Origin of the sequence: Bradyrhizobium guangdongense (assembly GCF_004114975.1) — a bacterium.
Taxonomy (GTDB): Bacteria; Pseudomonadota; Alphaproteobacteria; order Rhizobiales; family Xanthobacteraceae; genus Bradyrhizobium; species Bradyrhizobium guangdongense.
Map to the genome: position 1 here is coordinate 4,380,747 of NZ_CP030051.1, position 22,784 is coordinate 4,403,530.

Below are 22,784 nucleotides of genomic sequence, written 5' to 3' on the forward strand. Positions count from 1 at the left end.
TCTTACGCCTGCTCGATTTCGACCAGCGCGCCGGAAAAGTCCTTCGGATGCAGAAACAGCACCGGCTTGCCGTGGGCGCCGATTTTCGGCACGCCGTCGCCGAGCACGCGCGCGCCCTCCTTCACCAGCGTGTCGCGCGAGGCGATGATGTCGACGACCTCGTAGCAGACGTGGTGGATGCCGCCATCGGCATTGCGCTCGAGAAACTTTGCGATCGGCGAGGTTTCGCCGAGCGGCTCGATGAACTCGATCTTGGTGTTGGGCAGCGTCGCGAACACGGTGGTGACGCCATGCTCGGGCAGCGCGACGGCCTCGGAAATCTGCGCCCCGAATGCCGCGCCGTAGATCCTGGCGGCCTTGACGGCGTCCTTGGTCGCGATTGCGACATGGTTGAGCCGACCCAGCATGGTTGTCTCCCCGTTAGACTGTCAGGACGTGTACCAGACAGGGGGGCTTTTTGCCCCAATGTTCGTTGATGACGGCCCGGACGGCGCGTCGCACCGATTCAGCCAGCGCGTCCGGATCCCTGCGCCGTGCCTTTGGCAGGCCCTCGACCGTGGACATCACGGCATCGAACACGATGTCGTCGAACGGCTCGCCCGCCCGGTTCTTCTCGGGAATGCCGACCAGATCGACTTCGGGCTCGTCCGCGAGCTCGCCCTGTGCGGTCATGGCGATGGCGACGAAGGCGCAGCCCGAGAACGCCATCCGGCGGCGTTCGACCACGGCACGGGACTTGGAATCTTCAAGGATGGTGCCGTCCTTGTAAAGCCGGCCCGAGGGCACCTCGCCGACCACCCCGGGATCGCCGGGGCCGAGCTTGACCAGATCGCCGTTGCGAATGACCAGGACGCGGGGCACACCGGCAGCGCGCGCAAGTTTTGCGTGATCGTTCAGGTGCAGCGCTTCGCCATGCACAGGGATCAGAAGCTGCGGCTTCACCCAGGAGATCATGTCGCGCAATTCGTCCCGGCGCGGATGGCCCGACACGTGGACCAGATGGTCGCGGTCGGTGAGGACCTCGACGCCCTGCAGCACCAGATTGTTGATGATGGAACCCACGGCCTTCTCGTTGCCGGGGATGGTGCGCGAGGAGAAGATGACGCTGTCGCCGCGGTTGAGCGTGATCTCGGGATGGTCATCGTTGGCGATGCGCGCCAGCGCGGCGCGCGGTTCGCCCTGGCTGCCGGTGCAAAGCGCCAGCACCTTGTCCTGCGGCAGATGGCCGTAAACCTCGGGCGAGCGGAAATTCTGCACGCCGTCGAGATAGCCGGTCTCGCGCGCGACCTGCACCACGCGCTCCATGGCGCGCCCGACGACGACGACCTCGCGGTCGGCGGCCTTCGCGGCATCGGCGACGGCTTTGATGCGTGCGACGTTCGAGGCGAAGGTCGTGACCGCGACGCGGCCCTTGGCGGATTTCACGAGATCGATGATGGTGCGAGCGACTTCAGCTTCCGAGGGCGAGCGGCCGTCGCGCACGGCGTTGGTGGAATCGCCGATCAAGGCGAGCACGCCCTCCTCGCCGAGCTCGCGCAGCCGCTTCTCGTCGGTCGGTCGTCCCAGCGTCGGGGTCGGGTCGATCTTCCAGTCGCCGGTGTGCAACACCACTCCGGCGTCGGTGTGGATCGCAAGCGCATGCGCTTCAGGAATCGAATGCGCGACCGGGATGAACTCGACATTGAACGGGCCGACATCGATGCGGCCGCCCGATGGGACCACGGTGACGGGAATGACGGGCGCGTTGCGCTCGGCGGCGCATTTTGCCTCGAACAGCGCCGCGCTGAACTGGGTCGCATAGATCGGGCATTTCAGCTTCGGCCACAGATCGATGATGGCGCCGAAATGATCCTCATGGGCGTGGGTCAGCACCAACCCCATCAGGTTCTTGCGCTCTTTCTCCAGGAAGCTGATGTCGGGCATGATCAGATCGATGCCGGGCAGATGCTCCTCGTCGCCGAAGGAGACGCCGAGATCGACCGCCAACCAAGAACGCTGGTGGCGGTTTCCGAGGCCGTAGATCGACAAATTCATGCCGATCTCGCCGACACCGCCGAGCGGCGCAAACACCAGTTCGTCGGGCCTTGCCATCACGCAGCTCCCACCGAACGGACCGGGCCGAAGAACACCTCGCCCGCTGCCACCGGCACGCGGCGGCCCTCAGCCGTGCGGACGATCAGACAGCCGGTCTCGTCGATCGTGTCAAAAATGCCTTCCAGCACCATCGTCCCCGTGTGGATCGCGATCGGCTCGCCCAGGCGGGCGGCGCGCTCCAGCCACAGCTTACGGATCTCGGCAAAGCCTCGGCCATTGTCCCAGAGGCCACGAAACTCGACCCAGGCGTCCGACAGGGCCGAAAACAGCTCCTCCGCGCTGATCTGGACGCCGAGGGCTGCGAGCGACACCGCCGGGGTCGGCGTGCCCTCGGGCGCCGCCACGACATTGGTGCCGATGCCTGTCACGATGGCCAGGCGATCGCCGACCGCTTCAGCCTCGAGGCCAATGCCGACCAGCTTCTTGCCGTTGGCGAGGACGTCGTTCGGCCATTTCAGGGTGTAGCGAGGCCGGTCGGGGCCGAGCCGCATTGCGGCTTCGAGGCTGACCTTCTCCAAGGCCGCCTCTTCCGCCAGCCCCGCAGCGAAGCCGATCGTGGCAGCCACCGCAGGCGCGACATCAAGCACTTCGAGGACGCTGGCGGCGAGATTGCCCTTGGGTGCGATCCAGGGCCGCTGGCGACGGCCGCGGCCGGCGGTCTGCTCCGAGGTCACGAACCAGATCGGGCCGCGCTCGCCGGCGCGAGCCGCTTCGAGCGCGTCGGCGTTGGTCGAGCCGGTCCGCTCAAGCGCCACGAGCTTGTAGCCCGCGGCCAATGCGCTAGGACCGAGCGCGAACGCCATCCTAGAACAGCGACTTGGCGGCGGCGGAAGCGACGCTCACCACCGGACCCGCGAACACTGCGAACAGGATGTTGAACAGGCCAGCGACCGCCAGCACCGTCTTGACCTCGACCCTGACGGGATCGACCTGGCCGGCGGGCTCGTCGAAATACATCGTCTTGACGATGGCGAGATAGTAGTAGGCGCCCACGACGCTGGTCAGCACGCCGATCACGGCGAGCGTGAACAGGTTCGCCTTGATGGCGGCGACGAAGACGTACCATTTGGCGAAGAAGCCGGCGAGCGGCGGAACGCCGGCGAGCGAGAACAGCAGCATCGCGAACATGAAGGCGAGCAGCGGATTGGTGCGCGACAGGCCGGCGAAATCGCTGATCTGCTCGACGGCCTGGCCGTTGCGCTTCATGGCGAGGATGACAGCGAACGAGCCGAGCGTCATCGCGACATAGATCACGATGTACATCAGGACGCCTTGCGCGCCCTCGACCGTGCCGGAGGCAAGACCGACCAGCGCGAAGCCCATATGGCCGATCGAGGAATAGGCCATCAGGCGCTTGATGTTGCTCTGGCCGATCGCGGCGAACGAGCCCAGCGCCATCGAGGCGATCGCCACGAAGACCAGGATCTGCTGCCACTGCGAGACGATGCCGGGGAAAGCGGTCAGAGTGACACGGGTGAAGACGGCGAGCGCGGCCACCTTCGGCGCCGAGGCGAAGAAGGCCGTGACCGGCGTCGGCGCGCCCTCGTACACGTCGGGCGTCCACATATGGAACGGCACGGCCGAGACCTTGAAGCAGAGCCCGGCGAGCAGGAAGACGAGGCCGAACACGAGGCCCGTGTTCGAGATCGTCGCCGCCGCGGCGATGCCGGTGAAGCTCACCGTGCCGGTGAAGCCGTAGACCAGCGAGGAACCGTAGAGCAGCATGCCCGAGGACAGCGCGCCCAGCACGAAATACTTCAGGCCGGCTTCCGTCGACTTGGCGTTGTCGCGGTTCGAGGCCGCCACGACGTAAAGCGCGAGCGACATCAATTCGAGGCCGAGATAGAGCGAGATCAGATCACCCGCCGAGATCAGCACCATCATGCCGAGCGTCGAGAGCAGCACCAGGATGGCGTATTCGAAGATGCGACGCGACGGGTCGGCGAGGAACTCGGCCGAGAGGATCAGCGTCACCGCCGAGCCGACCAGGGCCAGGATCTTCATGAAGCGCGCGAAGTCGTCGACGATGAAGCTGCCGCCGAAGGTCACCTGCTTGCCCGCGGGCAGCATGTACTCGAGCACGCCGACCGCGATCAGGAGCACGGTCGCCAGCGTGGTCACCGCGCTGGTGGTGCCCTGCCCGCGATAGGCCCCGAGCATCAGAAGCGCCATGGCGCCGATCGCGAGCACGAGCTCGGGCAGCACCGGTGCCAGTTGATAACCTGCAGTCGTAAAGCTCATGGCGATATCCTGACCTGCCCGATCAATGGAGCAGTGCGGCGGCCTTCACGGCCGTCACAGCGGTGTTGTAGTTGTTGACGAGTTGCTGGACCGAGGCGGCCGACATGTCGAGCACCGGCTTCGGATAGACGCCGAACAGGATCGTCAGCGCGATCATGGGGAACAGGATCACGCACTCCCGCAAGGTCATATCCTTGATGCTCATCAGCGACGGCTTGACCAGCGCGCCGAACACGATCTTGCGGTAGAGCCACAGCGCGTAGGCCGCCGAGAGGATCACGCCGAAGGTGGCGAAGAACGCGGTCGGGATCGAGACCTTGAAGGTACCGAGCAGCGTCATGAACTCGCCGACGAAGCCGGAGGTGCCGGGCAGACCGACATTGGCCATGGTGAAGACCATGAAGGTCATGGCGTAGAGCGGCATCCGGTTGACGAGGCCGCCATAGGCCGCAATCTCGCGGGTGTGCAGGCGGTCGTAGACGATGCCGACGCAAAGGAACAGCGCGCCGGAGACGATGCCGTGCGAGATCATCTGGAACACGCCGCCGGCGACACCCTGCATGGTGCCGGCGAAGATGCCCATGGTGACGAAGCCCATGTGCGCGACCGAGGAGTACGCGATCAGCTTCTTCATGTCCTCCTGCATCAAGGCCACCAGCGAGGTGTAGATGATGGCGATGGCCGAAAGCGTGAAGACGAACGGCGCGAAATCATGCGAGGCCAGCGGGAACATCGGTAACGAGAAGCGCAGGAAGCCGTAGCCGCCCATCTTCAAGAGGATCGCGGCGAGGACCACGGAGCCCGCGGTCGGCGCCTCGACGTGCGCGTCGGGGAGCCAGGTGTGCACCGGCCACATCGGCATCTTCACCGCGAACGAGGCGAAGAAGGCCAGCCAGGCCCAGGTCTGCATCGAGCGCGGCACGGCGGTGTGCATCAGGGTCGGGATGTCGGTGGTGCCGCCGTTCCAGTACAGCGCCATGATGGCGAGCAGCATCAAGACCGAGCCGAGCAGCGTGTAGAGGAAGAACTTGAACGAGGCGTAGACCCGGCGCGGACCGCCCCAGACGCCGATGATCAGGAACATCGGGATCAGGCCGCCCTCGAAGAACAAATAGAACAGCACGAGATCGAGCGCCGAGAAGGTGCCGATCATCAGCGTTTCCAGGATCAGGAACGCCATCATGTATTCGCGGACCCGGTTGGTGATCGCCTTCCAGCTCGCGATGATGCAGAACGGCATCACCGCCGTGGTCAGGATCACCAGCGGCAGCGAAATGCCGTCGACGCCCATGTGGTAGGTGATGCCGGTGGCCAGCCACGCCGTCTTCTCGACGAACTGGAAGTCGGCATTGGCAGGGTCGAAGCGCATGACCAGGATCACGGACACGGCGAAGGTGATGATCGTGGTCCACAGCGCGATCCAGCGCGAGTTGCGCCGGCTAGCCTCGTCATCGCCGCGGCTCAGGTAAACGATCAGCGCGCCGACCAGCGGCAGGAACGTCGTGACCGAAAGGATGGGCCAGGTTGTCATTTACTGGCCTCCAAAGCCGAACATGAACCAGGTGATCAGGCCGGCTGCGCCGATCAGCATGGCGAATGCGTAGTGATAGAGATAGCCGGTCTGGATCTTCACGACGTTGCGGGTGATATCCAGCACGCGGGCCGAGACGCCGTCGGGGCCGAAGCCGTCGATAATGAAGCCGTCGCCCTTCTTCCAGAGCTGGTAACCGATCCACTTCGCCGGACGGACGAAGATGATGTCGTAGAGCTCGTCGAAGTACCACTTGTTGAGCAGGAACTTGTAGAGCATCGGCTGGGTGTTCGCGAGCTCGACCGGAAGGTACGGCTTGCGGATATAGAAGGTGTAGGACACCAGGAAGCCGCCGACCATCATCACGAAGGGCAGCCAGCCGAGCAGATGCGGCATGTGCTCCATATCCTCGAGGATATGCGGATTCATCTTCACGGACTCGCGGAAGAACTCCTCCACGCCGTGCGGCCCGGTGAACAACTCCTTGAACGGGAAGCCGGCCAGGACCGAGCCGACGGCGAGCACGCCGATCGGAATCAGCATCCAGATCGGGCTCTCGTGCGCGGCCTCGTAGTGCGCCTGATCGTGCGGTTCGCCGAAGAAGGTCTTGAACACCAGACGCCAGGAATAGAACGAGGTCAGACCCGCAGCCACGATCGTCAGCAGGTAGGCGTAGGTCGAGAACGGATTATGCGAGGCATAGGCCGCCTCGATGATCGCGTCCTTGGAGAAGTAGCCGGCGAACAGCGGGAAGCCGGTCAGCGCCAGCGTGCCGACGGTCATCACCGCGAAGGTGTACGGGATCTTCTTCCAGAGGCCGCCCATGTTGCGGAGGTCCTGCTCGTGGTGCATCGCGTAGATCACCGAGCCGGAGCCCAGGAACAGCAGCGCCTTGAAGAAGGCGTGCGTGAACAGGTGGAACATGCCGACCGAATAGGCCCCTGCTCCCATCGCCACGAACATGTAGCCCAGCTGCGAACAGGTCGAATACGCCACGATGCGCTTGATGTCGTTCTGGACGAGACCGATGGTCGCGGCGAAGAACGCGGTGGTCGCACCGAAGAACATCACGACGGCCTGCGCGTTCGGGGCGAGCTCGAACAGCGGCGACAGGCGCGCCACCATGAACACGCCGGCGGTGACCATGGTCGCGGCGTGGATCAGCGCCGAGACCGGGGTCGGGCCTTCCATCGCGTCCGGCAACCAGGTGTGCAGCAGGAACTGCGCCGACTTGCCCATCGCGCCCATGAACAGCAACAGGCAGGTCAGGGTCAGCGCATCGGCATGCCAGCCGAGGAAGTCGATGGTCTTGCCGGTGAGGCCGGGAGCCGCATGGAAGATGGTCTCGAAATCCGTCGAGCTCGTCAGCATGAAGATCGCGAAAATGCCGAGGGCGAAGCCGAAATCGCCGACGCGGTTGACCACGAAGGCCTTGATCGCGGCGGCATTCGCCGACGGCTTCTGGTACCAGAAGCCGATCAGCAGGTAGCTCGCCAGGCCCACGCCTTCCCAGCCGAAGAACAGCTGCACGAGGTTGTCGGCGGTCACCAGCATCAGCATGGCGAAGGTAAACAGGCTGAGATAGCCGAAGAAGCGCGGCCGGTTCGGGTCCTCGTCCATGTAGCCGATGGAATAGAGGTGCACGAGCGAGGACACGGTCGTCACCACCACCAGCATCACGGCGGTAAGCGTGTCGACGCGCAGCGTCCACCAGACTTCGAGCTCGCCGGAGAAGATCCAGGGCAGGAGCTGGATCCTGAGGTCGTGGCCGTTGAAGCCGACATCCACCAGCGTCATCCAGGACAGCGCGGCCGAGACGAACAGCAGCGCGGTCGTGATCAGCTCGGCGCCGCGCGAGCCCGCCGCCGGCGGCTCGACCGGGCCGTGGCCGTGATCGTCGTGCCCGTCGCCGGGCTCGTGGTGGGTCTCGTGGATGACCGACGCGTCCTGGTTGATCGTGTCGGAGGCATGAGCGTGTGCGCCAGCACCGTGATCATGGCCGTGATCGCCGTGATGCTCGAGCTCGTCGCCCGAGGGGTTGCGGCCATGGGCGCCGACGAGCGCGATCAGGCCGGCCAGAATGGCGCCCAGCAGCGGCAGGAAAACGATTGCCTGAACCATTTGTCTTACTCTTTCCGCATGATCTGGTCGGAAAACCGGTACCCACTTTTCCGGATCATGCGATCAGCCCTTCATCAGATTGACGTCCTCAACCGCGATCGAGCCGCGGTTGCGGAAATAGACCACCAGGATGGCGAGACCGATCGCGGCTTCGGCGGCCGCAACCGTCAGGACCAGCAGCGCGAAGACCTGGCCGACGATGTCGCCGAGGAAGGTCGAGAATGCCACCAGGTTGATGTTGACCGAGAGCAGGATCAGCTCGATCGACATCAGGATGACGATAATGTTCTTGCGGTTCAGGAAGATGCCGAGGATGCCGAGCGTGAACAGGATCGCGCCGACCGCCAGATAATGTCCGAGCCCGATCGTCATTTCACCCACTCCGCCGCGTCGGCGTCCGAAAGCCCCTGCCCCGGCGCCACCTTGCGCATCGCCATGGCCATCTCGGGCGTGCGCGCGTTCTGAACGTTGATGTCCTGCCGCTTCACGCTCGCCTTGTGCCGCAGCGTCAGCACGATGGCGCCGATCATGGCGACCAGGAGCACCATGCCCGAGAGCTGGAAGTAGTGGACGTACTTCGTATAGAGCACGAGGCCGAGCGCCTCGGTGTTGGATACGTTGGTCGGGATCGGCGCCGTGATGGTCTTGCTCACGTTGGGGTTGATGACCCAGGCGGCGACCGTCAGGAGCAGCTCGAACAGGAAGATGCCGCCGATCACGACGCCGACCGGCAGGTACTGGATGAAGCCTTCGCGCAGCTCGATGAAGTCGACGTCGAGCATCATGATCACGAACAGGAACAGCACCGCGACCGCGCCGACATAGACGACGATCAGCATCATGCCGAGGAATTCGGCGCCCATCAGCACGAACAGGCCGGAGGCGTTGACGAAGGCCAGGATCAGGTACAGCACGGAGTGCACGGGATTGCGCGAGACAATCACCATCACGGCCGAGGCGACGCAGACGCCGGCGAAGAGATAGAAGAACAGCGCGGGAAGGATCATGCCCTCACCTCACCGGTACGGCGCGTCGAGCTCGATCGCTTTCGCGATCTCGCGTTCCCAGCGGTCGCCGTTGGCGAGCAGCTTGGCCTTGTCATAGAACAGTTCCTCGCGGGTCTCGGTCGCGAACTCGAAGTTCGGACCTTCGACGATGGCGTCGACCGGACAGGCCTCCTGGCAGAGGCCGCAATAGATGCACTTCACCATGTCGATGTCGTAGCGCACGGTGCGGCGGGTGCCGTCGTTGCGGCGCGGGCCGGCCTCGATGGTGATGGCCTGCGCCGGGCAGACCGCCTCGCACAGCTTGCAGGCGATGCAGCGCTCTTCGCCGTTCGGATAGCGGCGCAGCGCATGCTCGCCGCGGAAGCGCGGCGAGATCGGGCCCTTCTCGAACGGATAGTTCAGCGTCGGTTTCGGCTGGAAGAAATAGCGCATGGCGAGGAAGAACGCCGAGACGAATTCCGACAGCAGAAGCGAGCGTGCAGTGGCGTTGACGTTGATACCCATGACGGCCCTCACTTCGGCGCGATGCCGGCGAACTGCAGCACGCCGGCCACCACGATCACCATCGCCAGCGACAGCGGCAGGAACACCTTCCAGCCGAGGCGCATCAGTTGGTCGTAGCGGTAGCGCGGCACGATCGCCTTTGCCATCGCGAACAGGAAGAACATGAAGAACAGTTTCACCGAGAACCAGATGATGCCCGGCACCCAGTTGAAGGGCGGCAGATCCACCGGCGGCAGCCAGCCTCCGAGGAACAGGATGGTCGCCATCGCGCACATCGTGACGATCGCGACATACTCGCCGAGCATGAACAGGAGATACGGCGTCGAGCCGTATTCGACCATGAAGCCGGCGACCAGCTCGGATTCGGCTTCGACCAGGTCGAACGGCGGACGGTTGGTTTCCGCCAGCGCCGAGACGTAGAACACCACGAACATCGGGAACAGCGGCCAGACGTACCAGTTCAGGATGGTCAGCTGCGGCAGCCCGATCAGGCTGGCAAGGCCGCGCGCATGCTGCGCCTCGACCACGGCCGAGAGGTTCAGCGTGCCGGCGCAGAGCAGCACGGTGATGATGACGAAGCCGATCGAGACTTCATAGGACACCATCTGCGCCGCCGAGCGCAGCGCGGCCAGGAACGGGTACTTCGAGTTCGATGACCAGCCGGCCATGATGATGCCGTAGATCGACAGCGAGGAGATCGCAAAGATGAAGAGGATGCCGACATTGATGTCGGAGATCACCCAGCCGAGATTGGTCGGGATCACCGCCCAGGCGGCAAGTGCGAGCACGCAGGATACCAGCGGCGCCAGCAGGAAGACGCCCTTGTTGGCGCCGGCCGGGATGATCGGCTCCTTCAGCACGAACTTCAGGAGGTCGGCGAAGGACTGGAACAGGCCCCAGGGGCCGACCACGTTCGGGCCGCGACGGATCTGCACCGCCGCCCAGATCTTGCGGTCGGCGAGCAGGATGTAGGCGATCGCGACCAGCAGGACGACGAGCACGAGCACGCTCTCGGCGATCATGATGATCAGCGGCCAGAGGAAACCGGTCCAGAATGCGCTTTCGAAGAATTCCATCAGATCACGCTCACTCCGCTGCGGTCAGCATGTGCCCGGAGGCGAGACGCGAGCATTCCGCCATCACGGCGGACGCACGCGCGATTGGGTTGGTCAAATAGAAGTCCTCGACCAGAGGCTTGAACGGCGCCTTCTCCGGCGAGCCGCCCTTCCCCGCCAGCTTCTTGATCTGGTCGGCCGAGCCGGCCTCGATCTGGTCGAGACGGATCAGGTGCGGCACGGCCTTGAAGACCGCCTGGCGCAGCGCGCTGAGCGAGTCGTAGCCGAGCTTCTTGCCGAGCGCTTCCGACAGCGCACGGACGATCGCCCAGTCCTCGCGGGCTTCGCCCGGCGGGAACGCGGCGCGACCGGTCATCTGCACGCGGCCTTCGGTGTTGACGTAGATCGCGGACTTCTCGGTGTAGGCGGCTGCCGGCAGGATCACGTCCGCGCGGTGCGCGCCGCGGTCGCCATGGGTGCCGATATAGACGACGAAGGTGCCATCAGGCGCGTTGATCTCGTCGGCGCCGAGCAGGAACAGGAGGTCCAGCGTGCCGAAGGTCGTCATCTGCGCGGCGTTCAGGCCACCGCCTGATGCGGCGAAGCCGATGTCGAGCGCGCCGACGCGGGAGGCGGTCTCGTGCAGCACGCCAAAACCGTTCCAGCCGTCCTTCACCGCGCCGATGTCGAGCGCAAGCTTGGCGGCGGCTGCGAGAATGGCAGCTCCGTCGTGACGCGCGGCCGCGCCCGCGCCGACCAGAATGATCGGATTCTTGGCGTTCTTCAGCACATCCATGAAGGAGTGCTTGCCGGCCGCGAGCTCACTCAGCGTCTCGGTGCCCGCGCCGAGATGATCGTAATCGTAAGTGAGATCGGCCTTGGCACCGATCACACCGACCTTGAAGCCGCCGGTGCGCCAGCGCTTGCGGATGCGGGCATTGAACACGGCCGCCTCTTTCCGCGGATTGGCGCCGATGATGAGCAATGCGTCCGCTTGCTCGACGCCCGCCAGCGTCGGATTGAAGATGTAGGAACCGCGGCCGAGCGCGGGATCGAAGGCGTCGCCGCCCTGCACCGCCAGATTGGCCGAGCCGAATTTTGCCAAGAGATCCTTCAGCGCGAACATCTCCTCGACGCCGGCGACGTCGCCCGCGATCGCGCCGATGCGCTTGCCGTCGGTGCGCGCCGCTTTGGCCGCGATCGTCGCAAAGGCTTCGGGCCAGCTCGCCGCGCGCAGCTTGCCGGCTTCGCGGATGTAGGGCCGGTCGAGCCGCTGCGTGCGCAGGCCGTCGACGACGTGGCGGGTCTTGTCGGAGATCCACTCCTCGTTCACGGCCTCGTTGATGCGCGGCAGGATGCGCATCACCTCGCGCCCGCGGGTGTCGACGCGGATCGCCGATCCGACGCCGTCCATGACGTCGATCGACTGGGTCTTGCCGAGCTCCCAGGGACGGGCCGCGAACGCATAGGGCTTCGAGGTCAGCGCACCGACCGGGCAGATGTCGACGAGATTGCCCTGCAGTTCCGACGTCAACGCGTGCTCGAGATAGGTCGTGATCTCCATGTCCTCGCCGCGCCCCGTCGCCCCCATTTCAGGCGCGCCGGCGACTTCCGCCGAGAAGCGGACGCAGCGCGTGCACTGGATGCAGCGGTTCATCGAGGTCTTGACCAGCGCGCCGAGATATTTGTCCTCGACCGCGCGCTTGTTCTCGGCGAAGCGGCTGGTGTCGACACCATAGCCCATTGCCTGGTCCTGCAGGTCGCACTCGCCGCCCTGGTCGCAGATCGGGCAGTCCAGCGGATGGTTGATGAGAAGGAATTCCATCACGCCTTCGCGTGCCTTCTTCACCATCGGCGAACGCGTGGAGATCTCCGGCGGCTCGCCCTTGGGACCCGGACGACAGTCGCGCACGCCCCAGGCGCAAGATGCGACCGGCTTCGGGCCACCCTTCACCTCGACGAGGCACATCCGGCAATTGCCGGCGATCGACAGGCGCTCGTGATAGCAGAAGCGCGGAATCTCGGCACCTGCCGCCTCGCACGCTTGAAGCAGCGTGTAGTCGGCGGGGACATCGATCTCTTTGCCGTCGATGATGAGCTTGGTCATGTCTCTTACTCCGCCGCGACCATGTTCACGGGGTCGCGGACACCGATATCGTCGACATCGGCCTTGTGCGAATATTCGTCGATACGCGCTTCGATCTCGTGACGGAAATGCGTGATCAGGCCCTGGATCGGCCAGGCAGCGGCATCGCCGAGCGCGCAGATGGTGTGGCCCTCGATCTGCTTGGTGACTTCGAGCAGCATGTCGATCTCGCGCTTGTGGGCGCGGCCTTCGGCCATGCGGGTCAGCACGCGCCACATCCACCCCGTTCCCTCGCGGCACGGCGTGCACTGGCCGCAGCTCTCGTGCTTGTAGAAATACGAGATGCGGGCAATCGCACGGATCAGGTCGGTCGACTTGTCCATCACGATCACGGCCGCGGTGCCGAGGCCCGAGCGCAGCTTGCTCAGGCTGTCGAAGTCCATCGGCGTGTCGATGATCTGCTCGGCAGGCACCATGCGCACCGACGAGCCGCCGGGGATCACGGCCTTGAGGTTGTCCCAGCCGCCGCGGATGCCGCCGCAATGCTTCTCGATCAGCTCACGGAACGGAATGCCCATGGCCTCTTCGACGTTGCAAGGCCGCTCGACGTGGCCGGAGATGCAGAAGAGTTTCGTGCCGACATTGTTCGGACGGCCGATGCCGGCGAACCAGGCTGCGCCGCGGCGTAGAATGTCGGGCGCAACCGCGATCGACTCGACGTTGTTCACGGTGGTCGGACAGCCGAACAGGCCGACATTGGCCGGGAACGGCGGCTTCAGCCGCGGCTGGCCCTTCTTGCCCTCGAGACTTTCGAGCAACGCGGTCTCTTCGCCGCAGATGTAGGCGCCGGCGCCGTGCGCGACGTAGATGTCGAACGGCCAGCCGTTGACGTTGTCCTTGCCGACCAGCTTGGCGTCATAGGCCTGGTCGATCGCGGCCTGGAGGCGCTCACGCTCACGGATGAACTCGCCGCGAACGTAGATGTAACAGGTGTGCGCGTTCATCGCGAAGCTGGCGATCAGGCAACCCTCGACCAGGAGATGCGGATCGTGCCGCATGATCTCGCGGTCCTTGCAGGTGCCGGGCTCCGACTCGTCGGCGTTGACGACGAGATAGCTGGGACGACCGTCGGTCGACTCCTTCGGCATGAAGGACCATTTCAGGCCGGTCGGGAAACCGGCGCCGCCGCGGCCGCGCAGGCCCGATGCCTTCATCTCGTTGATGATCCAGTCGCGGCCCTTGTCGATGATGTTCTTCGTGCCGTCCCAGGCGCCGCGGCGCCGCGCACCCTCGAGCCCCCAATCATGGAGGCCGTAGAGGTTCTTGAAGATGCGGTCCTTGTCCTCGAGCATATCAGTGCTTTCCGATCAACGGTTGGCCTGCTTGTAGGCAAGCCCGGCGGCGCAGACGGCGAAGGTCAGCGCCCAGAGCAGACTGGATTCCTGCGACGCGTTCATCGCGAAACGCTGCAGCAGGAACATGAAGGCGGCCGCGAGCGCGGCATGCATGGCGACGAAGCCCCATTTCTTCACGGCCTCGCTCCCCTGCTTCGCCTGAGACGGAAGACCCATCAGGAGGTCTCCTTCAGCGTGGTCGGCCCGCCCGCCGGCGCCGAGAACTGGCGGCCGTTCTGTGGACCGGGCTTCGGCGGATTGCCGGAGGCAAAACCGTCGAGCACCTTGCCGAAGCTTTCCGTGGTCAGGTCCTCATAAGTATCCTTGCCGATCAGCACCATCGGCGCGTTCACGCAGGCGCCCAGGCACTCCACCTCTTCCCAGCTGAAATTGCCGTCCTTGGAGAGATGGAAGGGATCGTGATGGATGCGGCTCTCGCAGACGTGGATGAGATCCTCGGCGCCGCGCAGGCGGCACGGCGTGGTGCCGCAGACCTGGACGTGGGCCTTCTTGCCGACCGGTGCGAGCTGGAACATCGTGTAGAAGGTCGCGACTTCCAGCACGCGGATATAGGGCATGTCGAGCATGTCGGCGATGACCCGGATCGCGGCTTCCGACACCCAGCCTTCGTTCTGCTCCTGCGCGCGCCAGAGGATGGCAATGACGGCCGAGGCCTGGCGTCCGGCCGGATATTTCGCGATCTGCTGCTTGGCGAACGCGAGGTTCTCCTCCGTGAACGCGAAGCTCGCGGGCTGGACTTCCTTCGGTGCTAATCGGCGAACGGACATCTGTTATCTCTCACTGCATACGGCGCGCGTTTTTCGCATTCAGGGCATCGATCCTGTCCTGCCAGAACGCGCTTGCGGTGCCGAAAACGTTGTAGCCGACGTGGGTGGAGACCTTGATGCGATCGAGGATCGACAGCTCGGTCACGGTCTCCATCCGGTTGCTGCGCGGATCGAACACGATCAGCTTCAGCGGGGTCTGTTCGAGGATGTAGCGCGACACCGCATGCGAGCGGTCGCTGCCGTGCTCCTCGCACATGATGACGCTGTCGGCCTGGAGCAACCGGGTGCCGCCCTTGATCGCCTCGATCTCGACGCCCTCGACGTCGAGCTTGATCAGGTACTTGCCTGATGCTGCGATCCTGCCATCGTCGATGAGATCGTCGAGCGCGAGGACGGGCACGTCCTCACCGCCATCAGACGGAGCGCCGGCAATGCTGAAGGCCTCGTGCTTGGTGCCCGACAGGCGCGCGGTGCCGCGGGCCGCACCAATGGCGCACTTCATGGTCTCGAAGCGGTTGCCGTTGATCTCGGCATTGTTGGCGAGCTTGGGATAGTTCTGGCCCGACGGCTCGATCGCGATCGCCTTGTGCGAGCCGAACGGCTTGCTCGAGACCAGCACCGACCAGTAACCGTAATTGGCGCCGCAATCGAGCAGCGTGTAGTCGACGTCGATGGAGTCCGCGAACAGCAGCTCCAGTTCGTCCTCGTAATTGTACGCGCGGTTGAGCAGCTTGCTCCAATAGCCGTCGCCGTAGGGGAATTCGAACACGGCGTCGGGATTGAGCCTGATCGCGATGTTGCGCTCCGGCAGCGTCTTCCGCAGCAGATTGGCGCAAGCGATGTAGCCCATATGCGAGAAGTGCGAGGAGATCTTCGATCCCGTCACCAGCGCCAAGGCAGCCGTCCGCTCCCACAGGTTGGCCCCTTCAAGGGCCCCCGAGGCACGGTCAAACTGGATCGGCGCCTGCGCCATCACCGATCGACCTCTCCGAACACGATGTCGAGCGAGCCGAGAATGGCCGAGACGTCGGCGAGCAGATGGCCGCGGCAGATGTGGTCCATCGCCTGGAGATGCGCAAAGCCCGGCGCGCGGATCTTGCACTTGTAGGGCTTGTTGGTGCCGTCGGCGATCAGATAGACGCCGAACTCGCCCTTGGGCGCCTCGACCGCGGCGTAGACCTCGCCTTCCGGCACGTGAACGCCTTCGGTGTAGAGCTTGAAGTGGTGGATGAGGGCTTCCATCGAACGCTTCATCTCGCCACGGCGCGGCGGCGCAACCTTGTTGTCTTCGACGACGACGGGGCCCTTGCCATCGGGTGCATTCAGCTTCTGGATGCACTGCTTCATGATGCGCACCGACTGGCGCATCTCTTCCATGCGGATCAGGTAGCGATCGTAGCAGTCGCCGTTCTTGCCGATCGGAATGTCGAAATCCATCTCGGCATAGCATTCATAGGGCTGCGACTTGCGCAGGTCCCAGGCCGCGCCCGAACCGCGCACCATCACGCCCGAGAAGCCCCACTCCCAGGCTTCCTTGAGCGGCACCACGCCGATGTCGACGTTGCGCTGCTTGAAGATGCGGTTGGCGGTCAGCAGGCGATCGAGGTCGTCCACGACCTTCAGGAACGGATCGCACCAGGCCTCGATATCGTCGATCAGCTTCTGCGGCAGGTCCTGATGCACGCCGCCGACACGGAAGAAGGCCGCGTGCATACGGCTGCCCGAGGCGCGCTCGTAGAACACCATCAGCTTCTCGCGCTCTTCGAAGCCCCACAGCGGCGGAGTCAGGGCGCCGACGTCCATCGCCTGCGTGGTGACGTTGAGAAGGTGCGAGAGAATGCGGCCGATCTCGCAATAGAGCACGCGGATCAACTGGCCGCGGCGCGGCACCTCGATGCCGAGCAGCTTTTCGGCGGCGAGGCAGAAGGCGTGCTCCTGGTTCATCGGCGCGACATAGTCGAGCCGGTCGAAATACGGGATCGCCTGCAGATAGGTCTTCTGCTCGATCAGCTTCTCGGTGCCGCGGTGAAGCAGGCCGATATGGGGATCGACGCGGGCGACGACTTCGCCGTCCAATTCGAGCACAAGACGCAACACACCGTGGGCCGCAGGATGCTGCGGTCCAAAATTGATGGTGAAGTTGCGGAGATTTTCAGGTTGCTCGTTCATGATCAGGCCTTCGGTCCCGCTTTTTCGTCGCCCGGAAGGACCGGATAGTCGGCGCCTTCCCACGGAGACAAAAAGTCAAACTTGCGGAATTCCTGGTTGAGCCTGACGGGCTCGTACACCACGCGCTTCTCCTGGTCGTCGTAGCGGACCTCGAGGAAGCCGGTGAGCGGGAAGTCCTTGCGCAGCGGATGCCCCTCGAAACCGTAATCGGTGAGGATGCGGCGCATGTCGGGGTGGCCGACGAAGAATACGCCGTAGAGATCGTAGGCCTCGCGCTCGAACCAGTCCGCCCCCGGGAACACCTCGATCAGCGACGGCACCTGCGTCGTCTCGTCGGCCTGGGCCTTCAGACGGATGCGGGTGTTCAGGGTCGGTGACAGGAAGTGATAGATCACATCGAAGCGCTTTTCGCGCGACGGATAGTCGGCCGCCGTGATGTCGGTGAAGTTGACGAAACGGCAGTTCGGATCGTCGCGGAGGTACTTGACCACCTCGACGATCTTACTGGCCTCGACATCAACCGTGAGCTGGTTGAACGCCACCTGATAGCCGATGGCGGCGCCCGGAAGCGCGCTCACGATCGTCTGCCCCAGGGCGTCGAGCTTGGCGTCGTCCATGACGTAAAACCTTAGCGTTCGATGGTGCCGGTGCGGCGGATCTTCTTCTGCAGCAGCAGCACGCCGTAGAGCAGCGCTTCCGCCGTGGGCGGGCAGCCCGGCACGTAGATGTCGATCGGCACGATGCGGTCGCAGCCGCGCACGACCGAGTAGGAATAGTGATAGTAGCCGCCGCCATTGGCGCAGGAGCCCATGGAGATGACGTAGCGCGGCTCGGGCATCTGGTCGTAGACCTTGCGCAGCGCCGGCGCCATCTTGTTGGTCAGCGTGCCCGCGACGATCATCACGTCGGACTGACGCGGCGACGCACGCGGGGCGAAGCCGAAGCGTTCGACGTCGTAGCGCGGCATCGACACCTGCATCATCTCGACGGCGCAGCAGGCGAGACCGAACGTCATCCACATCAAGGAGCCGGTACGGGCCCAGGTGATGAGATCGTCGGTCGCAGCGACGAAGAAGCCCTTGTCGGACAGCTCGTGATTGACCTCGAGGAAGAACGGATCATTGGCCCCGACCGGCTTGCCGGTCGACGGATCCAGAATGCCCTTGGGGGCCGGCGCGATCGCCGGACCCGTGGACGATGCAGGGTTCAATCCCATTCGAGTGCCCCTTTCTTCCATTCATAGGCGAAGCCCACCGTCAGTACGGCGAGGAACACCAGCATGGACCAGAAGCCGGTCGCGCCGAGCTTGCCGAACGCCACCGCCCAGGGAAACAGGAACGCCACCTCGAGATCGAAGATGATGAAGAGGATGGCGACCAGATAGAAGCGGACGTCGAACTTCATGCGGGCGTCGTCGAAGGCGTTGAAACCGCACTCATACGCCGACAACTTTTCCGGATCCGGCTGCTGGAACGCCACAATGAAGGGCGCGATCAGCAGCACGAGGCCGATGATAGCAGCTACCCCTATGAATACGACGAGTGGAAGATAGTTCTGTAGAATGCCGCTCATTGACGAGCCCTTTTTCCCGCAGCCTCGGGCCGGCCACGGATTCGTCCGATTTGGAATTATTCTGAGCCTTAGCGCAGTGCACCAATGGGCGCAAGACACGCTCTTTTCAGGCCCTTTGCTGCTTCCAGACCGGTGGAAATCCCGGAATCACCCCGCGGCTGGTATGGAGCAGATCGCCTGACCCGACAAGGGCGGGAACGGTTTTGCAGGGCAACAGCTCCGAGATTGCGGCGCAGCCGCCGCGGGCGCTAATTGCCAGGGATCGTCGGCGAAATTGGTCGGGTTATTGGCTGAAGCGCCGCAGCCAAACCCAGCCGACGACCGCAACCGGCGCCCCGACTGTCACCCAGGCGACATACTGGCCGGCCGTTCCCCAGAGCAGGGCAGCCAGGAGGCCAAGGATGGTCGCGGCTGCGAGCAGGACAGGTGCAGCAAAGACACGTATCCACAGGCGCGCGAGGTCAGAGGAGCCATGCATCACGACGGGACCGGGGCTCGTCTGGCGAATGCGTCGCTGCGGCCGGGCCCCCGCTTCCGCCGCCGCGCCAGCCAGAGATAGAGGCCGCTGCCGATCACGACGATGGTGAGCCCGTCCAGCGTGGCCCAGATCACCTTGAGCGGCATCCCGCCATAATCGCCGAAATGCAACGGCTGCGAGATCAACAGCGCCTGAAGATAGAGCGGCAGCGCCCTGGTATCGGCCACCTTCCCGGTTTCGCTGTCGAGCAGCACGGGCTTGAGCAGCCGCGCAGTCAAAGCCGTGTCGCCGCGCATGAAGGCTGCAAAATGGTGCGAGGACGTGAACGGTGTCCCGGGGAACGCGATGAAGGCCACCTCCATGCCCGGCGCGGCCAGCTTGGCTCGCGCCACCACCTCGTCGAGCGAGGCGAGATGGACGGGCGGCGGCTTGCCGGCATAGGGCGCGACCATGCTGGCGAGTTCGGTTGCCTTCCACTGATTCAGCATCAGCTCGGCCCAGGTGTTGACGACGCCGGTCAAGCCCACCACCAGCGCCCAGGCGAGCGTCACGACGCCGATCAGATTGTGCCAGTCGAGCCAGCGGACGCGCCGCGAGGCGCTGCCACGGATGGTGGCAAAGCGCAGGCGGCGGGTGAACGGCCAGTACAGCACCACGCCGGACACGATGGCTGCTGCAAACAGCAGTCCCATCGCGCCGAGGAACAACTTGCCGGCCTGGCCTGCAAACATGTCGGTGTGCAGCTTGAGCACGATCAGCATCGGCCCGACGCCGACCGGCCCGAGCAGCTTGGCCGAGACGGCATCAAAGGCGCGCACGGTCGCGTTGTCGGGCGCGCCATCAGGCGCGCTGTTGGTGTAGGCCATCACGACCCCGGGCTCGTCCTTGTCCCAGGACACATATTGCAGGACGCGGCCGGGATCGGCGGCGAGCGCGGCGGCGGCGACGACTTGGGGCATCGCACGCGCCGCGCCCGCATGAGCTTCGGGCTGGGGGGCGTAGCCCAGGAGCTCATCGATCTCGTGATGGAAGATCAGCGGCAGCCCGGTCAGGCAGAGCAACAGCAGGAACAGTGTCGAGATCAGGCTGGTCCAGGTATGGACCACGGACCAGCGCCTGACCGTGCGCGCTCTCACAAAAGCCTCCCCTGCCTCACCATTTGTAGGAGACGCTGGCGGTGATGCGGCGACGGTCGCCATAGAAGCAGGACGAGGCCGTAGCGCAGCTCGCGACGTAGATCTTGTCGGTCAGGTTGATCACGTTGAGCGCGGTGCGCCAGTTCTGCCACTCATAGTGAAGGGCGAGGTCCCCAAGCACGACTGCGGGAACCTCCAGCGTGTTGGCGGTGTCGGCCCAGGACGAGCCGACATAACGCACGCCGCCGCCGAACCCCAACCCTTCCAGCGGCCCTTCCTTGAAGGTGTAGTCCGCCCAGCCCGAGATCAGCATCTCCGGCGTGTTGGTCGGCGTCTTGCCGATCAGGGACGGGTCGAGGTCCCTGCTCGTGAAGAGGTGGTAGGCAGTAAAGCTGCCGATCAGCTTCAGCTCCCTGGTGGCGTTGGCCACCGCTTCGAGCTCGATGCCGCGCGAGGTCACCTCGCCGGTCTGGTTTTGCAGCAGGACATTCGACGGATCGGTAGTCGCCACGTTCTGACGCTTCAGGTCGAACACCGAGGCCGTGAAGTAGCCGTCAAATCCCTTCGGCGCGACTTTCACGCCGATCTCGGCCTGCCGGCCGGTCTCCGGCAGGAACAGCTGGTTCTGCGCATTGAGCCCGATGATCGGATTGTAGCTCCTTGCGTAGGAGACGTAGGGCGCAATTCCGTTGTCGAAATTGTAGATCAGCCCGGCGCGGCCGCTGAATTTGCTGTCGTCGCGTTGGGCCACGGTTGCGCCGGTATCGCGCGCAGCCTGCGTCGTCTCGACCCAGTCATTGCGGCCGCTCAGCACCAGCGTGAAGTTGCCGAGCTTCATCTGGTCCTGGAGATAGGTGCCGGCCTGTTTCTGCGTGATCTGGAAGTTGCGGAACGGTGCGCCCGTGAGCGGGACGTCGAGGCCATAGGCTGGGTTGAAGACGTTGATGGAGGGAACGGTGCCGAAGTTGAACGCCTGGTAATCGTCGATCTGATATCCCTTCAGGTCGACTCCAAACAGCATGGTGTGTTTCACCGGACCGGTGTCGAAGCGGTACTCCAACTGGTTGTCGAGATTGGCCTGGTTGGCAGTGTTCCTCGCGTACCAATTGTAGCGCGCCATGGTGGCAGTGTTGATATTGTCCCACCCATTGCCGACGAAGCCGCGATAGGTCAGGTCGATATGCGCGAAGCGCGCATTCTGCCGGAACGTCAGATCGTCGGTGAGATTGCGCTCGAACTGATAGCCGAGCATCTCCTGCTCGCGCGTGAACTTGTCGACATTGGGGTCGCCGGCGAAGAAGCTGGTCGGGATCTTGCCGAACGGCGCGTTAGTCACCGTGCCCTGGTACGGCAGGAAGTTGATGCCGCGGGTGTCCTGCTTCGAGGCCGAGGCCAGCACCGTGAAGGTCGTGTCGGCGTCCGGTTTCCAGGTGAAGGACGGCGCGATGAAGTAATTGTTGTCCGGCGTGAAGTTGACCTGCGTGCCGCCGTTCTGGACCTGGCCGACGAGGCGGTAGAACAGCTTGCCGTCCTGGGGCTGCGTCGCGACCGGTCCACCGACATCGAAGCCGACATAGTCGTTGCCGAAATTGTTGACCCCGGTTTCGACGTAACGGATCGGTTCGGCCGGCGGCATCTTGCTGATGACATTGACGATGCCGCTCGGGCTCGATCCGCCATAGAGCACGGCCGATGGACCGCGCAACACCTCCACGCGCTCCATGTTGGAAGGCTGCAGCTTCCAGCTCGCATAGGACGTGTAGAACAGCTGCATGCCGTCGAGGAACAGGCCGACGTCGTCGGACTTGAAACCGCGGATCAGCCACCAATCGTTGCGGGTATCGGCGCCGAAGGTGCCGGCACGCACGCCTGCGGTATAGCGCAGCGCTTCATCGAGCTTGTTCGGCTTCTGGTCGCGGATCTGATCCGCTGAAATCAACGAGACGGCCTGCGGCGTCTCCATGATCGGCGTGTTGGTCTTGGTTCCGGACGAGCTGCGTCTGGCCACGTAGCCCTGCACCGGGCCACGCAGATTCTCGACGACGTCGACATTGTGCTGAGGCTGCGGCTTGCGGCTGTTGGCGGTCGCGACCGGCCCCTGCGCACGCCGCGGCGCGGGTGTGGCGGTGCGGCGGCGCTGCTCCGGCGCGGCGATCGTCACCGGCGGCAGGCTCTGCGCACCACCCTGCCCCGACGCTTGTGCGAGCGATGCCTGCGGCATCAAGACCCAAGCGGATGCGGTCGCCAACACGGCCGACCGCAGCATTCCAAGACTGTTCAACACGCCACCCCGATGTGCATTTGCTACGTCACGCCGCCTATCCCGGAACGGCATGCAATCGGGTGACGCTTAGGGGAGCGCGCGCGAGATCCCTAATTGAAAGCCTCTTAGAAGGACTCCAATATTTCTGAAGATGTCCGGTCGCTCAGCCAGTCACCGCGACCTGCTTCGGCCAGAGAGTCGGACGAGCAGCTTTGTGCCGTCGTTGGCCGTGACAAAGGGCGATCGCGCGGTCGACTGAGCTGCTGGCGGGTTGGCCGCTGACGCCGCCGCCACGGCGGTCCCAAGCAACGTGGCTTCGAGGACATTTCGACGGTTCATCGTGCT

The 22,784-nt window shown here is 64.4% G+C and carries 21 protein-coding genes; all 21 read right to left on the reverse strand.

What is annotated here, in order from left to right; genetic code table 11:
- Window positions 1-2 precede the first annotated feature (2 nt).
- Complete coding sequence (gene mce, locus X265_RS20965; protein WP_092290870.1) at window positions 3-407, reverse strand: methylmalonyl-CoA epimerase; 405 nt, start codon at window positions 405-407, stop codon at window positions 3-5.
- A 13-nt stretch (window positions 408-420) separates the two neighbouring features.
- Complete coding sequence (locus X265_RS20970) at window positions 421-2,091, reverse strand: ribonuclease J (protein WP_128966538.1); 1,671 nt, start codon at window positions 2,089-2,091, stop codon at window positions 421-423.
- On the reverse strand, window positions 2,091-2,897 hold the full coding sequence (locus tag X265_RS20975) for a biotin--[acetyl-CoA-carboxylase] ligase (RefSeq protein ID WP_128966539.1): 807 nt from the start codon (window positions 2,895-2,897) through the stop codon (window positions 2,091-2,093). Before X265_RS20975 ends, X265_RS20970 begins: the two co-directional genes overlap by 1 nt.
- Before the next feature lies 1 nt (window position 2,898).
- The gene (gene nuoN, locus X265_RS20980; RefSeq protein WP_128966540.1) at window positions 2,899-4,335 is read right to left on the reverse strand and encodes an NADH-quinone oxidoreductase subunit NuoN; all 1,437 of its coding nucleotides are present in this window, start codon (window positions 4,333-4,335) and stop codon (window positions 2,899-2,901) included.
- Window positions 4,336-4,357: 22 nt separating this feature from the next.
- Complete coding sequence (locus X265_RS20985; RefSeq protein WP_128966541.1) at window positions 4,358-5,866, reverse strand: NADH-quinone oxidoreductase subunit M; 1,509 nt, start codon at window positions 5,864-5,866, stop codon at window positions 4,358-4,360.
- On the reverse strand, window positions 5,867-7,987 hold the full coding sequence (gene nuoL, locus X265_RS20990; RefSeq protein ID WP_128966542.1) for an NADH-quinone oxidoreductase subunit L: 2,121 nt from the start codon (window positions 7,985-7,987) through the stop codon (window positions 5,867-5,869).
- A gap of 63 nt (window positions 7,988-8,050) precedes the next feature.
- Window positions 8,051-8,359 (reverse strand): NADH-quinone oxidoreductase subunit NuoK, encoded by a 309-nt coding sequence (gene nuoK, locus X265_RS20995; protein WP_008547737.1) that lies wholly within the window; start codon window positions 8,357-8,359, stop codon window positions 8,051-8,053.
- The gene (locus tag X265_RS21000; RefSeq protein WP_128966543.1) at window positions 8,356-8,994 is read right to left on the reverse strand and encodes an NADH-quinone oxidoreductase subunit J; all 639 of its coding nucleotides are present in this window, start codon (window positions 8,992-8,994) and stop codon (window positions 8,356-8,358) included. Before X265_RS21000 ends, nuoK begins: the two co-directional genes overlap by 4 nt.
- 9 nt (window positions 8,995-9,003) lie before the next feature.
- Window positions 9,004-9,498, reverse strand: a complete 495-nt coding sequence (gene nuoI, locus X265_RS21005; RefSeq protein WP_191093171.1) for an NADH-quinone oxidoreductase subunit NuoI — start codon at window positions 9,496-9,498, stop codon at window positions 9,004-9,006.
- A gap of 8 nt (window positions 9,499-9,506) precedes the next feature.
- The gene (nuoH, locus tag X265_RS21010; RefSeq protein ID WP_128966544.1) at window positions 9,507-10,574 is read right to left on the reverse strand and encodes an NADH-quinone oxidoreductase subunit NuoH; all 1,068 of its coding nucleotides are present in this window, start codon (window positions 10,572-10,574) and stop codon (window positions 9,507-9,509) included.
- Between the two features lie 10 nt (window positions 10,575-10,584).
- Complete coding sequence (gene nuoG / locus X265_RS21015; RefSeq protein WP_128966545.1) at window positions 10,585-12,660, reverse strand: NADH-quinone oxidoreductase subunit NuoG; 2,076 nt, start codon at window positions 12,658-12,660, stop codon at window positions 10,585-10,587.
- A 5-nt stretch (window positions 12,661-12,665) separates the two neighbouring features.
- Window positions 12,666-13,991, reverse strand: coding sequence for an NADH-quinone oxidoreductase subunit NuoF (gene nuoF, locus X265_RS21020; RefSeq protein WP_128966546.1), 1,326 nt, complete (start codon window positions 13,989-13,991; stop codon window positions 12,666-12,668).
- A gap of 15 nt (window positions 13,992-14,006) precedes the next feature.
- On the reverse strand, window positions 14,007-14,210 hold the full coding sequence (locus X265_RS21025) for a hypothetical protein (protein ID WP_128966547.1): 204 nt from the start codon (window positions 14,208-14,210) through the stop codon (window positions 14,007-14,009).
- On the reverse strand, window positions 14,210-14,821 hold the full coding sequence (gene nuoE, locus X265_RS21030; RefSeq protein WP_128966548.1) for an NADH-quinone oxidoreductase subunit NuoE: 612 nt from the start codon (window positions 14,819-14,821) through the stop codon (window positions 14,210-14,212). Before nuoE ends, X265_RS21025 begins: the two co-directional genes overlap by 1 nt.
- 10 nt (window positions 14,822-14,831) lie before the next feature.
- Window positions 14,832-15,794: an FkbM family methyltransferase gene (locus X265_RS21035; protein WP_164938721.1), complete on the reverse strand. Its 963-nt coding sequence runs from the start codon at window positions 15,792-15,794 to the stop codon at window positions 14,832-14,834.
- Window positions 15,794-16,990, reverse strand: coding sequence for an NADH-quinone oxidoreductase subunit D (locus X265_RS21040; protein ID WP_128966550.1), 1,197 nt, complete (start codon window positions 16,988-16,990; stop codon window positions 15,794-15,796). Before X265_RS21040 ends, X265_RS21035 begins: the two co-directional genes overlap by 1 nt.
- A 2-nt stretch (window positions 16,991-16,992) precedes the next feature.
- Window positions 16,993-17,607: an NADH-quinone oxidoreductase subunit C gene (locus X265_RS21045; RefSeq protein WP_128966551.1), complete on the reverse strand. Its 615-nt coding sequence runs from the start codon at window positions 17,605-17,607 to the stop codon at window positions 16,993-16,995.
- An 11-nt stretch (window positions 17,608-17,618) separates the two neighbouring features.
- Window positions 17,619-18,206 carry a NuoB/complex I 20 kDa subunit family protein gene (locus tag X265_RS21050; RefSeq protein ID WP_164938722.1) on the reverse strand — a complete coding sequence of 196 codons (588 nt, stop codon included), beginning with the start codon at window positions 18,204-18,206 and terminating at the stop codon, window positions 17,619-17,621.
- Window positions 18,197-18,562 (reverse strand): NADH-quinone oxidoreductase subunit A, encoded by a 366-nt coding sequence (locus X265_RS21055; protein ID WP_092290902.1) that lies wholly within the window; start codon window positions 18,560-18,562, stop codon window positions 18,197-18,199. Before X265_RS21055 ends, X265_RS21050 begins: the two co-directional genes overlap by 10 nt.
- A gap of 477 nt (window positions 18,563-19,039) precedes the next feature.
- Window positions 19,040-20,176 (reverse strand): PepSY-associated TM helix domain-containing protein, encoded by a 1,137-nt coding sequence (locus X265_RS21060; protein ID WP_128966553.1) that lies wholly within the window; start codon window positions 20,174-20,176, stop codon window positions 19,040-19,042.
- Window positions 20,177-20,192: 16 nt separating this feature from the next.
- Entirely contained in the window at window positions 20,193-22,442 is a 2,250-nt protein-coding gene (locus tag X265_RS21065; RefSeq protein ID WP_164938723.1) for a TonB-dependent siderophore receptor, read from the reverse strand.
- Window positions 22,443-22,784: the final 342 nt, after the last annotated feature.